Origin of the sequence: Plantactinospora mayteni (genome assembly GCF_016862935.1) — a bacterium.
In the GTDB taxonomy this organism is placed as follows: Bacteria; Actinomycetota; Actinomycetes; order Mycobacteriales; family Micromonosporaceae; genus Plantactinospora; species Plantactinospora mayteni.
Genome location: NZ_BONX01000007.1, coordinates 1 through 15,850 on the forward strand (window position 1 = coordinate 1; position 15,850 = coordinate 15,850).

A 15,850-nucleotide genomic window follows, 5' to 3' on the forward strand; every position below is an offset into this window, starting at 1 on the left:
GCCCGCCTCTACGGCGGGTCCGAGCCGTGGCACTGGGTCCTGGGCCTGCACGGCGCCCGGTTCATGGCCGGAGCCACCGGCCACCCAGCACCAACCGTGCGCGCCCACCGCGACCAGGTCAACCGGCTGGCCGCCAGCCCGCGCCTGCCGCACCTGCTGGCCACCAACGAGTTCTTCGTCCGGCTGGCGTTCACCGCCCGCATCGACCAGCGGGTGCGGCTGGACCGGTGGTGGTCCGAGCGGACCGCCACCACGAGGTTCATGCGCATCCGCCCGGACGGGCACGGGCTGTGGACCGAGCGCGGGCGCACGGTCGGCTGGTTCCTGGAGACCGACCGGGGCACCGAACCATTGGCCCGCGTCATTGGCAAGTTGGAGGCGTACGAACGGCTGGTCGCCTCCGGCGGTCCGCGGTACCCGGTGCTGTTCTGGCTGCCGGGCGCCGAGCGGGAGTCGCACCTTCAGCAGGAGCTGCGCCGCCGGCTGCCGGAGGTGCCGGTGGCCACCGCCACCCACCAGATGGACCCCGCCGGGGCGGTGTGGCTGCCGGTCGACGGCTGGCAGCGGATCTCGCTGCCGGACCTGCCCAGCGAGCACGGCCGCAACGTCGCGGAGAACCCCAACTGGGTCGGCGGTCAGCTCGACCTGTCCGGTCAAGACGACCTCGCGGCCTGACCTGACAACGGGCCGGCGGGCACCTGACCGGAGCTGACAGCACCTGTCAGCCGGCGGCCCGACTCCTAACACCGCAGGTCACAGCCCCGCCGGGAGTTTCCGGCGCGGCTTTGGCTGTCAGGTAGCGAAGCTACGGTGCCAAGCACATCTATTTGTTCCAGCACCGTCCGTCGCCACCTTCGACTCGCGCGCCCGCGCGAACACATCTTCAGCCCACCCGTTCCCGGGTCGGCTGGTGTTCGCCTCGGCGTTGTCCACAGCAGTCCTTTGGCGACGGCACCGGTGTTCATCCCACCTGCCCGCATCCTGCGAAGGGAGTACCCTGCCGTGTCCACCAACACCAGCACCGCTCGTACCGTCATCGTCTGCATGCCCGCCGACACCACCATCGACTGGTTCTCCGCCTCGGAGATCCTCGACTGGCACAACCTGCCGGCTGGCACCCCCCGCACCATGTTCCCGGTCCGCCGGCCGCGCATCATCGGCTGGTTCACCCGGTGGTCGGCTCGGCACCTGGTCCAGGCCACGCGCCGCTTCGGCGCGGTCGTCTGGGCCGCTGGTGGCCGCAAGAGCCGGCTCGACCTGACCGCAGCGGTAACCGCCGCCAACACGGCCGCCGTCTACCGGTGGCGGACGTGGGCTCAGGTGGTCCGCACCACTCCGGTCGCCAAGCCCTGGGGTGACTACCTCGCCCAGCACAAGGCCAACCCCACCAAGGTCACCTTGGAGGAGGCCCGCCGCCGGTTCGAGGAACAGCCCCGCGTGCTGGCCATGCTGTCGTACAACTCCCACCCGGCATCGCGAGTCGAACTCGACCCGTACGAGCTGGACGCCTACCAGGCCGGGGAGGCGACCTACACGGTCGTGCACTGGCAGCAGGCCATCACCGGAGACGCGGTCGTCACCGACGACGGGCGGCTGCTCGAGCCCGCCTCACCGTCGCTGGCCGACAAGCTGCGCTTCCTGGCCGAGGCCGGCGCGTATCTGAATAAGCTGCGCCGCAGCCACCAGATCATCGCCGTCACGGTCGGAGCACAGCCCTAACCACACCCACTCATCCATCCCACTCTCCTGTGAGGACAGCCGGTCGCATCTTCGCGGCCGGCTGTTCGCCGTTCGAGCCCTCCAGCCGCGCCTTGACCGGGCGTGCGGATGGAGCGGCGATACTCCCCGGCCATCGCCGGGTGGCCCATTTTCGGCCGCCCGTCGGGGCGGCCCGAACGCCCGTGAGGAGACCCACACCGTGCCGTACGACCCCGCGCTGACCGCCATCGCGGTCGCCACCAACGACGCCCTGACCGAACACCTGTGGCGCTACGACACCGGTGAGACCGACAGCGGCGACCCGATCGCCTACATCGCGATCGAACTGGCCCGCGCCGCGCACGACTTCAACACCACCGCCGACCTGCTGACCCGCGTGCTGGTCCATGTCGGCGAGCTGTGCCGCCGGCACACCAGCACCGTCACCGACCTGGCCACCATCTACCCGCACTCGCTGGACAGCGACACGGTCCGCCTCGTGCAGCAACTGGAACGCTTCGACGCCCAACGGGAGGCGCTGCTGAAGCTGTACGGAATGTGGCGCCGGCACCGGCACACCACCCGTGACCCTCGCTCACGGCACCTGCTGGTCCAGCCGTACGACCCGAGCAAGGGCATGGTCGCGCTCAGCGCCGACGAGACCGGAGTCGGATGGTTCGTCGCACCGGACCAGGTCGCCGCCAAGGTGCACGGCCTGTCCGCCTACGGCGCGCTCGTCGGCGGGATCTGGCACGGCAGCGCCGGCTGGCAGGCCACCGCCTTCACCCACCCCGAGCACCGGGCCACCTGCCCGCACCTGGTCTACCCGCTGCCGCCGGCCGACACCGAGGCCGCCGCCTGCCGAGCCCTGCTGCGCTGGTGGGCGCTGCGCGACTCCGAGCAATGGCACGGCCGGACACCGGCCGAGCTCACCGCCGCCGAGCAGGCCGCGCTGGTCGCCTGACCAGTGGCGCCGCTCGATCAACCCAGACCGCTGATGCATCGCTGAACCACGGCCGACGCCCGGCCAACCCCGCGCCACCGCGCGCACCGCGGGCGTGGCCGCACGGCCATGCCCGGGATCGCCCACCGCTGAAGGGAGTCCCTCTGCCATGGCCACATCACTGCACCGGCCCACGCTGACCGGCCGCCGACACCGCCCGAGCTTCGACGCCGGTCTCGTCGACCGCACCCGCTGCGGCGACCGGGCCGCGTTCGCGGAGCTGTACCAGCTCACCCTGGACGCCGTCACCCGCTATGTCGCGGTGCGGATGCGCGAACGCGACCGCGAGGCCATCGGTGACCTCGTCCACGACGCGTACTGCTTCGCCCTTGCCGAGCCGACCCTCATCGGCGACGACCCGATCGGCTCCATGCTGCGGCTCGCGGCACGGGCGGTGACTCGCCACCAGTGGTCCCACCGCCGCTACCTGCGAGCGGCGTACACCGTCGGCGAAGACCAGCAGACCAACCCCGCCCCGGATTCGCTGGGTTCGGCCGCGCCGACCGTGTCCGAGGCCGTGACGCGGATGACGTTCGTGCACGCCCTGGCCCGGCTCACCTCCGACCAGCGCCAAGCCATCCAGCTCCGGCACATCGACGGCTACCCCCGCGACGCCACCGCGAAGGCGATGGGCCGAACCGTCAACGCGGTTCGGCACCTCGAACGCGCCGCCATGCGCCGGCTGCAACGCCAGTTCACCACGGCCGCCGAGGATCCCGCGCCGGACGCCGGTCGGCTGACCGCACTGGCCGGCACCACCTCCGCCCGATAGCCGGGCGGCCCGCAGACGAGCCCGACCCCAGCACCTGGGGTCGGGCTTTGACCTATCCATCAACCCGAAGAAGGGAACCGTCCGCAATGGACAACCAGAAGCTCTCACCCAGCGCGAAGCTCACGCTCGACGCACTGAACGCCGGCCCCGGTAACGTGCACGAGCTGAGCGAGCGCACCGGCCGCAGCCGCTCGACCACCGACAAGGCGATCAACGACCTCGCCAAGGCCGGCCTGATCGTCAAGGTGGAAGACGGCGGCGACCCCGCCGACGGCGCCCCGGCCCGCTGGCAGCTCGCCGACCCGGCTTCCGCTGACGGCGATGCGGTCCAGCCGGAGCCGAACGGTGGCGGCGAGGCCGCCGAGCCGGACCCCGACGGGGCGGCCGAGGCCGACCCGGCGACGCCGGATGATCCGGCCAACCGGGAGGCGTCGCCGGAGCTGGCGGCAGACGCACAGCCCGCCGACGCCGGGACAAGCCCCGAAGACGGCCAGGACCGCACCGCGCTGGACGGCGAGGCTCCGCCCGACATGCAGACCGCGCCGGACGGCGAGGCCGCTGACCAGGAGCAGGCCACCTCCGACGGGGACGGCACGCCGGCCGGGGACGCCAACCCGGACGGCGAGAAGCTGGCCGAGGCGGAACCGCCGAAGTTGTGCCGCGGCTGCCAGGCCCAGATGCCGAAGATCTGCGAATGCTGCTGGCAGAAGACCCCCGCCTACTGCGGCACGTGCCGCCGCAACATGCCGCAGGTCCGGCGCGGCGAGCCCGGCGAGCCGGTCATCTTGTCCAACGGACTGCCCAAGCTGCGCCCCGGCGAGCTGGAGGCCATGGTCGAGAAGGTGATGCGGGAGCAGCCGATGCCCGCCTTCGCCGGCATCGTCGGCTGGACCGGTGGCCGCCTCGCTGTCCACATCCCCGGCCGCAGCCCCGGCGCCATGACCAACGCGATGCGCAAGTTCGCCAAGGAAGGCAAGGCCGAACTGATCGGCGACGACCCCGAGCGCTACAAGCTCATCGACGCCGCACAGCCCGACGCCACCACCGACACCAACGGCGACACCGGCAGCGACGGCCACGGCACGGCGGGCCAGCAGGAGGCCGGGCAGCCGGACGCCGCCACCGAGCCGCAGCCGGACAACGCCGGATAGCCGCACCGCGCCACCAGTTCACCCATGGTCGGTGGGCCGCCCCGTGAGGGCGGCCCACCGGCCCTTTTTCCGCTTCACGCCCCCGGAAGGAGGCGCCGCCATGCGCAAGCTCATCAGCCTCATCATCGCGCTCCTCGCCGCCATCATCGCCATCCCGCTGCTCGGCGGCGCCGCCATCTTCGGCGGCGGCGGCACGACCTGCATCCCCACCACAGCGGCACCGGCGACAACCGCACCGGCGGCGCCGGGACCGGTCGCGCCGAGCGGACCGATACCGCCCGTCGAGGGCTGGGACGCCGAGCAACTCGGCAACGTGGCCACCATCCTCACCGTCGGCAACAGCAAAGCCGTGCCGCCGTCGGGATGGGTGGTGGCCACCGCGACCGCCATGCAGGAATCGACGTTACGGAACCTGCCCGGCGGCGCGGACGACTCGATCGGCCTGTTCCAGCAACGGCCGTCGCAGGGGCGGGGCACCCCGGAGCAGCTTCGCGATCCGGCCTACCAGGCGGGCAAGTTCTTCGACAAGCTCGTCACGATCGAGGGCTGGCAACAAATGCCGCTCACCGAGGCCGCGCAGGCGGTGCAGCGGTCGGCGCACCCGGACGCGTACGCCAAGCACACCGCCGAAACGATCCGCCTGGTCAGCCACGTCGGTGCGGCGCTCGGCCTGTCCACCGTGTGGATCAACCCGTGCGGCGAGGTCTCCGCCCAGGGCTGGACGCAGCCCGTGCGTGCGCTGGTCGTGTCCGGGTTCCGGACCAGCGCACGGCCCGGCCACGACGGGGTCGACCTCGGCGCGGCCCGGCACACCACCATCGTGGCCGCCGCCTCCGGCACCGTGCAGCGGGTGCGCTGCAACGCCATCGACAGCCGCACCGGCGGCGACTGGGGCTGTCACCGCGACGGAAACCCCAATCTCACGAAGGGCTGTGGCATGTTGACTGCACCAACCAGTCGTGAGCTGCACGTGTATCCGTCATGGACTCTCGCTCGTTCCCTCATCAATGTTCGCGGTTCGAGTGATGGGAGCGGGCGCTGCGATGGGTGTGCGCGAGGAGTTGTTGGAGGGCTGTGGTGGGCTGCCGCAGCTGGGCGAGGTGGTGGCGACCGGTCGCGGTTCGCTGCCGTTCGCGTTGGTCGACTGCGCCGGTGCTGAGGTGGAGGCGGTCAGCCGGTTCCTCCGAGACTTGGCGCTGTCGGACTGCAGCCCGTTGACAGTCCGCTCGTATGCGATGGATCTGCTGCGCTGGTGGCGAATCCTGGTCGCGTTACAGGTCGACTGGCAGCAGGCGACGGCGGACGAGGTGGCGGTGATGGTGGGCTGGCTACGCAGCGCGCCGAACCCGCAGCGGCGCCCGGCTGCGGATCATGCGGCGGTCAATCCGAGGACCGGCAAGCCGCTGTTGCAGGCGGGGTATGCGCGGGCCACGATCAATCACGCGTTGTCGGTGGTGTCGGCGTTCTACACGTTCCACGCCCAGCATGGTCGCGGGCCGGTGGTTAACCCAGTGCCGGTGTCGCCTCGGCGGAGGGCGTTGTTGTCGCATCGCGGCCCGATGGTGCCGGTGCCGGTGCGGCGGCGGGCACCGCTGCGGCAGAAGCAGCCCGATGCTCCGCCGCGGGCGATCCCGGATCTGTTGTGGGATGAGTTGTTCGCGGCGCTGTCGTGTGTGCGGGATCAGGCGCTGATGGCGCTGTTCGTGTCGTCAGCGGCGCGGGCCAGCGAGTTGCTCGGGCTGACTGGTGATCGGGTCGACTGGGCCGGTCAACGCTTCTGGGTGGTGTCGAAGGGGTCGCGGCTGGTGGAGCCGGTGCCGGCGTCGCCGCAGGCGTTGACGCTGTTGGCGTTGTACTTGGACGAGGCGGGCTTGCCCGCACCTGGGCAGCCGGTGTGGCGGACCCTGCGTGGCGAGCCACGCCCGCTGTCGTACTGGGCTCTGCGGCGGATGCTGCAGCGGGTCAACACGCGGTTGGGCACCAACTGGACGTTTCATGACCTGAGGCATACGGCGGCCACCAGGATGGCCAACGACTCAGCACTGACGTTGCCGCAGGTGCAGACGATCCTGCGGCACCGCAACATCGCCGACACCCTGCGCTACGTACGTACCGACATCGATGAGTTGTTCAGTCGGTTACAGCAGCATTTCCGCCGTCCCCGGGTGGAGCAGATCCGTCCGGCGGCCGGGTACGCGGCCGAGGACATGGCGGTGGTGTTCGGTGGCTGAGCTGACCAGCACCGGTAAGGTGCGCCGCACACTGCCGGTGGATCTGTCGCTGGTCGACGGCAGCCGCTACCGCCGGGGCCGGATAGTCCCCGAGGTTCCGGCACCATCGTCGGCGGCGATGCCGCACGGGGACCTGTCGAGGGCGAGCGAGCAGCAGCTGGTCGACCTGGCCGAACAGGTATGGGCCGGGCCGCCCCGGGCATTGGCCGAGCGCCGCCGCGACCTGCGAGGGCTGCTGCGCCTTCTTGCCGGGTTCGACGGCGACACGTGGCAGCAGCGGTGGGACGGCAGCGGCTTTGTCGACGGCGGCCTGCCTCGCGAAGGGCTGGAGCCGGCGCCGCAGGCCCGCTTGATCTACGCGTTCAGGATGCTGATCAGCCTTCGTGTCATCCGGCCACGGCTGGGAGCGGTCAACCGCGCCCACGCGGCCAGCTTTGCCGAGATGTTCCGTCACGCTCAACGCGATCCGGCGCTGGACGCCTACTTCGCCGCGGTGGCCGCGTCCGGCTCCGGCAAGCTGGCACAGGCGACCGCGTTGTTCGACATCGCGCGGGTGCTGGCAGTGTTCGGCATCCAGCTGGCGCAGCTAACCCCGGCAGGGCTTCTGGCCTACTCGTGGCAGTGCCGTGACAGCGGAACCGGGTTGTACCGCAGCGGCAACCGGACCAGCTTCTCCGCGCGGCTGGCGTGGGCGGTGCTGGCCGAGACCGGCCACTTCCCGCCCGGCACCCCGCCGACGATCAACGCCGCCGGGCAACGCGGCCAGCTCACCGTCACCGAACTGGTCGACCAGTACCCGATCGCCAACCGCGACGTCCGCCAGCTGCTGATCGACTACCTGACCCGCCGCGAACTCGGCATGGACCACAGCACCATGCGCAACCTGGCCCGGATGCTGGCCGGCCTGTTCTGGTTGAAGATCGAGCACCTGCTACCCGGGACCGCCGACCTGAAGATCCCCGATCACGTCTACGAGCAGTGGCGGGAGGCGATCCGGCTGCGTGAGGACGGACGGGAACGGCTATCGGTCGATCCGATCCTGCTGGCGGTACGCAGCTTCTACCTCGACCTGCACACCTGGTCGGTCAGCGAACCCGACCGGTGGGCGCACTGGGTCGCGCCCTGTCCGATCTCCGGCCGGGAACTGGCCGGCAGCGCCCGCCGCGATCGCAAACGCATCGAACGCTCCCAGGAACGGACCCGTTCCCGTCAACCCCTGCTGCCCGTCCTGGTCGCACACGTCGAGGGCCGCCTGACCCACCACCAGCAGCTACTCACCGGTGCCACCGCAGCGCAGCCCGGACAGCGGTTCACCGTGGAAGGCCGCGCCTACGAGCGGGTCTGGACCGACTACGACCAGCAGTGGAAGGCCAACGACCCGACCCGGGCCCGCGACCTCGCCACCGGGAAGATCATCAACGTCCGTTTGATCGAAGGTGCCTGCTTCTGGGACTGGGCCCTGGTCGAGGTGCTACGACACACCGGCTGCCGCATCGAGGAAGCTCTGGAGCTGACCCAGCTGTCCATCCGCCGCTACCTGCGGCCGAACGGGGAGACGATCGGCCTTCTGATAGTCGCTCCGTCGAAGACCGAACGCGAACGGGTCATCCCCATGTCCGGTGAACTGTTCGCCGTCATCGCCGCGATCATCCGCCGCCATCAGAACGCCACCGGATCGGTGCCGATTCTGCCCCGCTACGACTACAACGAACGCGTCCACACCGACCCGATGCCGTTCCTGTTCTCCCGCCGGCACGGCCACGCCCGGCAGGTACTGGGCCAGCACCAGGCCGTCGCGATGCTCGCCCGCCGGTGCCGCGACCTGTCCACCACCCACCCCGAGTTCGGCCACTCCAGGTTTACTCCGCACGACTTCCGCCGCCTGTTCGCCACCGACCTGGTCAACAACGGGCTGCCCATCCACATCGGCGCCGCCCTGCTCGGCCACCTCGACCTGAACACCACCCGCGGCTACGTCGCCGTCTTCGACGAGGACCTCGTCCGCCACTACCAGACCTTCCTGACCAACCGGCGCGCCCTGCGACCAACGGAGGAATACCGGCCCGCCACCGACGACGAATGGCGCGAGTTCGAGACCCACTTCGACAAACGCAAGGTCGAACTCGGCAACTGCGGCCGCCCGTACGGCACCGGCTGCGCCCACGAACACGCCTGCCTGCGCTGCCCGATGCTGCACGTGCACCCCGACGCCCTACCCCGCCTGGATGCCATCGAAGCCGACCTGCACGACCGCCGTGCCCGCGCCGAGGCCGAACAGTGGCTCGGCGAGATCGAAGGCATCGACATCACCCTGGACCACCTACGCCGCAAACGCGCGCAGACGATCCGGCTCACCACCGGACCCACGATCGCGATCGGCCCACCCCACGAACCCTGCCCCGCGCACCGAGGAGACCACGATGACCACCACCCCTCACCTCAACCCCAGCCACCCCCACCACCCCCGGAGCCGGCGATGACACCCCTCCGCATCGGCGTCGCCGCCGGCCTCGGCGGCCTGCTGCTACTCATCTGCACCCCCGTGCTGCTGATCGGCGCCGTCGCCAACGCCTGCATCCCACCGACCACCGCGACATCGGCAATCACGACACCGAGCACCGACCTGAACGACCTGGACGCGCGGCAGGCCGCCAACGCCGCCACCATCCACCAGACCTCCATTCAACTCAAGCTGCCCACCCGAGCCGCGGTCATCGCCACCGCGACCGCGATACAGGAAAGCAACCTGCGCAACCTCGCCAACAGCAACGTGCCCGCCTCACTCCAGCAACCACACGAAGGCATCGGACACGACCACGACTCCGTCGGCCTGTTCCAACAACGCCCCCTGCCACCCGACGGCGACGGCACATGGGGCACCGTGGCAGAACTCATGACCCCCACCACCGCGGCGACCAAGTTCTACCAAAAAATGATCACCATCACGGCGTGGCAGTCCCTGCCGCTGACCGACGTCGCCCAACGTGTTCAACGATCGGCCTACCCCGACGCCTACGCCAAACACGAACCCAGAGCCACCGCGATCATCACCGCCCTCACCAGCGGCTTTACCGCCTGCGACGACAGCGCGGTCTCGGCCGCCGGATGGACCCACCCGCTGCCCGGCCACCCCATCGTCTCCGGCTTCCGCACCACCGAGCGACCCGGCCACGACGGCATCGACATCACCGCCCCGAAGGGAACACCGATCCGGGCCGCCGCCACAGGCGTGGTCATCAAGGTCCGCTGCAACGCCAGCCTCAACGGCAAGCCCTACCCCTGCGACCACGACGGATCACCATCCGTGACCGGATGCGGCTACTACAGCGAAATCCAGACCGGCAGACACGTCCACCGCTACTGCCACCAACTCGTCCAGCCCCACGTCACCGTCGGCCAGCACGTCACCGCCGGGCAAGTCATCGGCCTCGTCGGCACGTCCGGACACTCATCCGGACCCCATCTCCACTGGGAGATACACGACGGCAACCCCGCCACACCCGACAACGCCATCGACCCCGCGGTGTTCCTCCGCAGCGTCGGCATCACCCTCCCCTCTTGATGATGCTGTAGGTTCTCAATCTCGATGACACGTTCTCAAGATCACGTCGCTGTGGATGTCGCCTGCGACATGAACCGGTAAAGCGCCGGCCTAGCGCGGGCTCCACTTACGACGCGAGGTCGTAACGATCGACCGGCGTCGCAACTCACGCATCGACCTCCCCCAAACCTGCAGTTCAGGCGCGATTTGAGGCGATGCCGCGTCTCCTCAATCATCGTTGACGTGGGGCCGTGATCTAGCCGCGGTCGTGGCGTGGCGAGAGGTCCGATGACATGAATCGGGTCCGGATTCCGACACGGGATTGTCGTGGCACCTCAGACCCGATATGCAGGTTGTCCGACCGATCGATTGCTGCGGACTGCCGCCGACCAGGAGCGGGCCACCGCGGCGCTGGCCGCCCAGATCCTTGACACACATATCCACCGAAAACGCTACCTCGGTCCGTCGCCTCCACCGGACGATCCGCACTGCATGCGCCCCCGTCGACGAACTATGCGGAACCGTAGGCGACAATGTACTAGTGACCGCAGATGATCGACTGGTTTGCCTCTATGCGCTGCCTCAGTCCCTCCTCATCTCCGAGGAGATACTTGACGATACATACCAGGTCCGGATCGCTGGCAGGAGTGCCGTACTGCATCTGCCCATCCAGGCGCCCGATTCAGAGGACCTTGCAGCACCGGCCGTGCTGAGCACCGAGGAGCGAGTAGCGGATTTTCAGCCAAGGCAGGGCACCTGGGGAGCCGTGCTGCCCGGCGAGCCATTCACGAACGACGGCGCACACCTGCAGACGGTAGTGATCATAATAGAGTGTCCTACGAGCGAGACGCAGTCGATCGCCGAGGACCTGCCTGACACGCTGGCTGAGTGGTTCAAGCGGCTTCGGGAATGGATTCGGGTGCTAGTGAATCAGCCCTTGCGACCCATTTCGCCGATTCATAACCGTGGACACGGACTTACGATTTTTCGCGAAGCCGGCACTGAAGTCCCGGAACGCATGTCATTCCGTCAGTCAATCCGATTGGTCCGCCGTGAACGCGAGACCTTATCGCGTGATCTCTGGACCGTCGCCCTGAAAGCCGTCTCGGCCAGCGAACTGCCAGCCCCCGCTCACACCTTTGTCGCTGATGCTCGTGAAGCCTTAGATGGTGGAGATCACCGAAGGGCAGTGCTCGATGCCGCGACCGCTGCGGAACTTGCGCTAGCCCACCTGTTCGACGTCGCTCTGGGTGCCCTTGATACTGGCATCCGCGGAGCCATCCTCCGTGAACGCCGGACCCTCGGAAGCTTCATTGCCACGATCGCGAATGCCGGCATGTTGCCGCCGGGGGTGACGCAAGATGGGCTCTCCAACGGGCTGACGCGGGTTCGTAACATGGCGATTCATAAAGGGCGACCACCAGGTCGCGATCAAGCGCAGACCGCTGTCGACATCGGAGCCGCTGTGGTCAGAGGCGTTTTTCCTCTCGGCTGAGGGGTTCGGGCGTCGATGGAAATTACGGAAGCGCTTGGCTGGTTCCCGACCTATGCCTTCTGCCGAGGAATCGGTATCCTGTGCACGACGCATTCACTCGGCACCGGCCCAGCGTCCGATTGGACGGACGGGTTCCGAGTCACGGTGACGAATCACGATCGCAGACGCCTGCCTGGACCCCTTGAAAAGTCGGCAATTACCTTCAAATCATTGACAACACCAATTGAAACAAGTGCAACTCCCAACAGGAGTGCGTTTTTCGTCAAGGCAAATCGACCTGCCGGTGTGCTTATCGCCTGGCAGTCTTACGAGATCCCAGGACGCCCTGAAATGCCGTGTCTCATTATGTTTGAAGGTGCACGAACCGCGAGAATGCGACAGACCGGGCCCAGCGGGTTTCGGCCCTGCCCGGCATCCTGGCGGCGGACGTGTTCGCCTACGCTGTGGAGCTGAGCCTGTTGCCAGCGAGCGCAGCAAGGGTTGGCGCCGCTCTGGCGGGCCCGCGGCCGATTTATCGTCTGTTGCTCGCCCGTCCCTGGTCGAGCAGTCGGACGGCCTGGTGCTGACGGTCCCGGTGTCCGGCGCGCCGGGCGTGAGCCAACGCGTACTGAAGGAACCGACGAGCCACGCGGGACTCGCGCTGGGCATCGAGCACACCCGCGACGATGAGGAGGTCGGTGGCGGACGCGTAGGGGTGTACGCGCAGGTAGTCGGCAAGCAAGGTTTCCCGCAGGCGCTCGACCAAGCCGTGCTGGTCGGCGACGGCCCGCACCGCAGTGGAGACGAGCCGGATCCAGCCGGTGACGTGACTGGCCCGCCGTTTCCGGATCAGACGCTCCGCGTCCCGGGCCGCAACTTCCGCCGCCTCTGGGCGACCGGAGGCCAGCATTTCGAGAGCTCGCAAGCTGTACATGTGGGCCAGGCCGACCCCGTCGCCGAGGTGATCGAAGGTATCCAGAGCCTCGTCGATGTACGGACCAGCCCGGTGTCCCTGTCCGAGCAGGAGGTAGGCCAGGGCCAGCGGCCGGAGCGTCCACGCCGTTTGCGGCGGTCTACTCAGGGGACGGGTGAGGCGCAGCGATTCTTCGAGGGGTGCGATCGCGGTGGCAGGACGGCCACTGCTGATCTCCTGCCAACCCCGGGTGTACAAGCAGTAGGAGATCTCGCTTGGGTCCCCTGACAGTCGCGCCGTTACCTCCGCCTGGGCGAGGTATCGGGAAGCCGCGTCTTCCTCGCCCATCGCGCACAGGATGTCGGCCAGTTGGCAGAGGTGGTTCGACTCCTCCAACGGTTCTCCAAGCCGTCGACTCAGTCGAATCGTCGCCGAATAGTGCCCGATTGCACCGCGCGAGCGTCCCCACTCTCCGTAGTTCATGGCGATAACGGAGTGCGCGTCACGTATTAAGCCGGAGTCCTCGGCCCGGCGCGCGGCGAGTAGCGCCGCCCGTCCGTGTTCCTCGGCCGCCCGGTGGTCGCCTTGGTAGCACCTGACGATGGCGAGCCATCTGTGCGTCTTGCTGGGCCCGGCCTCATCCCCCAGGGTCCCGTACTCCTGAAGTGCAATGCTGAGCCGCTGTTCGGCTACCTCGTAGTCGTCCTCTGTGTAGCCGAGGAGCGCGAACTGCAGGTGGCCTTCGGCCAGTAACGCCCGGTTGAGCCGGGCGATTCGGTGGCGTTGCTCCGGCGCGGTTACACAGTCGACGAGCCGGAGAATCTCTTCAAGATCCCGTCGTCGTCGCGCTTCGCTCAGTGCCTCGCGCCAACGGGGCACAATGTCGTAGTCGGCCGCCGCGAACCGATGGTAGCTTTCCTCGGCGAGGTCGCCCGTCCGATGGTGGTATTCGGCAGCGGCGCGGTGCAACTTTGACAACCGCAGCGGCTCCTGCCGCTCAAGGTGCATCAGCACGGCCGCCCGAACCATCCGGTGGACGTGGCGGTGACCTGCCAGGTCCGTGGCGGTCGTGGCGCGGACAAAGGAGTGCCAGCAGAATCGGTCCCACCAGTCGTCGGGCACGTCGATGCCGGACAGCTCCAAAAGATGCTGCACGAGTTCAAGAGTCAACTGCCGTGGAATCACCGCACAGTGGATTACCTGCCGCTGCACCGCCGGCAGCCGGGCGAGAAACACCTCGGGCAGCCACTGCTCGGTGGGTCGACTGTGTGCGACGCTCCGCAACCACTCCGCTGGCGGCTCACGCGATCCGAATCGTAGCGCGCATGCCTCGACCACCATGGCGGTCCAGAGCGGTACGCCGACGCACAGCTCGTGCACCGCCTCAGCAAAGGCCGGGTCTCGGTAGCCCTCGGCCACGAGGTAACTAGCGGTCTCGGCGGGGGTCCACTCGGCAAGCTCCACTTGCTGGAACCAACTGTCTCGTCCGGGCAGCCGGTCTCGCCCGGCCAGTATGACGCGCAGGCCTGGTGCCGCGCCGACAAGGTCCGGGAGGAACTCGTGCACGAACCACTGCGAGAGGCCCAGCGAGGGCTCGGCGACCAGCCGTTCTGTACCTGCATTATCCGTCTCGTCTGCCAGCCGCATCCGCTCGACGGTGTCGACGAGTAGCAGCACGCGTTGGCAGCCAGCCTCCCGCACTTGGTCGAGCAGGGCCCGGACCAGGGACCGCCGGTACGCCAGCAACGCCGCCGTCGGGATGCCAGGATCCGCGTAGACGTGGACGTGGGAATCCCTGACCTGCCCGCCCAACGAAGCCGACTGACTCACCCGGACGTCGGTCGTCGGCGTCAGGAAACCGCGGGCGGCGCGGGCGGCCCGCTCCTCGAAGGTACGCAGCCTTCTGTCACCCGCTTCGCCGCAGGATGACAGGAGCAGGCGGGCCAGGCTGAACAGCAGACCATCGTTCAGTGCGGACGACCCGCCCGCATTGGCCAGTGGAAGGTTCGTCGCCTCCAAGTCGAACAGCCGGACCTGCCACCCTCGCACCTGCGAGGCGATGTACCTCAGCAGGGCGGACTTTCCGATACCCGACTGCCCCCAAAAAGCCAGGACTCGGATGCTCGAACGGGATGAGAGGAGTTCGTCTAGCACCGCCAGTTCGCTGTCACGTCCGACGAATTGCCTTTCGTCCGCGGTGCTCACTCTGCGCTGATCTTTCCGCCCCGGATCTTCCCCTTGCGAGCCGCTCGACGGACCTCGGCGTTCTTCGCCGTCGTGTGTACGTCCTGAATTTCACCGCGCCGCCCGACCCGCTCGGCGACGGTCGCACCATCGGCGGCCTCAACGACGCTACCCACGATGGCACCGCCCCGGGCGTCCTGTGTAACGACCGTCCTGCCAGCCACGGAGTTGGTACCGCCCGCCGACAGCGCTGCCAGCACCGCACCCGCGAGCACCAGGCCGACCAACGCCACCGCCAGGACCCAGCTCCAGCTAGCGGTGACAAGGTTGGTAACGACGCCAACGGCTGCGGCTGCGACGGCCCCGATGGCCGCCGTGATCGACCGGGCTAGCGGCCAGTTCCGCATCACGACCTCTCTTCGTCCTGCCGTCCACGGTAAGGCACGGATCCAAGGTAGTAATCAGATGATCGCCTGGTTTGGGTGCCACTCTGGCGGCCGGTCGCTGACCTGCCATGCACGCACATAGTGCAGAGAAGGCTGGTACGTGGACATCGGGCATCCGGGAGGGATCACCACACGGTACTGCCACATGCAGACCGAACCGTACGTGAAGGTCGGTGATCCGGTGATCGCCGGACAGCCGATCGGCGAGGTCGGCTCCACCGGACACTCCAGCGGTCCCCACCTCCACTACGAGGTTCATGTCAACGGCGGGCCGGTGGACCCGGAGGGCTGGATGCGCGCTCACGGGGCGGCGCTCGGTCAACCCTGACGGTGACAGCCATCGTTGTCGGCCAGCCCTGAAGACAACCTCAGCGATGCCCCCGCAGGTGACGCACGGGCAGCCGAATGTTCAGCAGGGTCGCCCAGTACCGCTGCCA

Annotated in this window: 11 protein-coding genes and 1 pseudogene; 10 read left to right on the forward strand and 2 right to left on the reverse strand. The window is 68.5% G+C overall.

The annotated features are described in order from the left end of the window. The 9 genes from Pma05_RS05685 to Pma05_RS05725 form a co-directional block, all read left to right on the forward strand. On the forward strand, positions 1-675 hold a 675-nt coding region (locus Pma05_RS05685; RefSeq protein WP_239311742.1), incomplete at its 5' end, for a replication-relaxation family protein. Positions 676-1,002: 327 nt separating this feature from the next. After that, on the forward strand, positions 1,003-1,719 hold the full coding sequence (locus tag Pma05_RS05690) for a hypothetical protein (protein ID WP_239311745.1): 717 nt from the start codon (positions 1,003-1,005) through the stop codon (positions 1,717-1,719). A 199-nt stretch (positions 1,720-1,918) separates the two neighbouring features. Then, entirely contained in the window at positions 1,919-2,662 is a 744-nt protein-coding gene (locus Pma05_RS05695) for a hypothetical protein (RefSeq protein ID WP_203856237.1), read from the forward strand. 148 nt (positions 2,663-2,810) lie between these two features. After that, the gene (locus Pma05_RS05700; protein ID WP_203856238.1) at positions 2,811-3,473 is read left to right on the forward strand and encodes an RNA polymerase sigma factor; all 663 of its coding nucleotides are present in this window, start codon (positions 2,811-2,813) and stop codon (positions 3,471-3,473) included. Between the two features lie 86 nt (positions 3,474-3,559). Beyond that, entirely contained in the window at positions 3,560-4,624 is a 1,065-nt protein-coding gene (locus Pma05_RS05705; protein ID WP_203856239.1) for a helix-turn-helix domain-containing protein, read from the forward strand. Between the two features lie 31 nt (positions 4,625-4,655). Further along, positions 4,656-5,783, forward strand: a complete 1,128-nt coding sequence (locus Pma05_RS05710) for a M23 family metallopeptidase (protein ID WP_203856240.1) — start codon at positions 4,656-4,658, stop codon at positions 5,781-5,783. Further along, positions 5,668-6,855, forward strand: coding sequence for a tyrosine-type recombinase/integrase (locus Pma05_RS05715; RefSeq protein ID WP_203856241.1), 1,188 nt, complete (start codon positions 5,668-5,670; stop codon positions 6,853-6,855). The genes Pma05_RS05710 and Pma05_RS05715 overlap by 116 nt, the downstream gene beginning before the upstream one ends. Continuing rightward, positions 6,848-10,417 (forward strand): peptidoglycan DD-metalloendopeptidase family protein, encoded by a 3,570-nt coding sequence (locus Pma05_RS05720; protein WP_203856242.1) that lies wholly within the window; start codon positions 6,848-6,850, stop codon positions 10,415-10,417. Before Pma05_RS05715 ends, Pma05_RS05720 begins: the two co-directional genes overlap by 8 nt. 520 nt (positions 10,418-10,937) lie before the next feature. Further along, positions 10,938-11,891: a hypothetical protein gene (locus Pma05_RS05725; RefSeq protein WP_203856243.1), complete on the forward strand. Its 954-nt coding sequence runs from the start codon at positions 10,938-10,940 to the stop codon at positions 11,889-11,891. A gap of 511 nt (positions 11,892-12,402) precedes the next feature. Here Pma05_RS05725 and Pma05_RS05730 read toward each other — a convergent pair. Continuing rightward, positions 12,403-14,988 carry an AAA family ATPase gene (locus Pma05_RS05730; protein WP_203856244.1) on the reverse strand — a complete coding sequence of 862 codons (2,586 nt, stop codon included), beginning with the start codon at positions 14,986-14,988 and terminating at the stop codon, positions 12,403-12,405. Next, positions 14,985-15,374 (reverse strand): hypothetical protein, encoded by a 390-nt coding sequence (locus Pma05_RS05735; protein ID WP_203856245.1) that lies wholly within the window; start codon positions 15,372-15,374, stop codon positions 14,985-14,987. Before Pma05_RS05735 ends, Pma05_RS05730 begins: the two co-directional genes overlap by 4 nt. Before the next feature lie 130 nt (positions 15,375-15,504). Here Pma05_RS05735 and Pma05_RS05740 point away from each other — a divergent pair. Continuing rightward, positions 15,505-15,741, forward strand: a pseudogene (locus Pma05_RS05740) (M23 family metallopeptidase); the annotation flags it as partial. Positions 15,742-15,850: the final 109 nt, after the last annotated feature.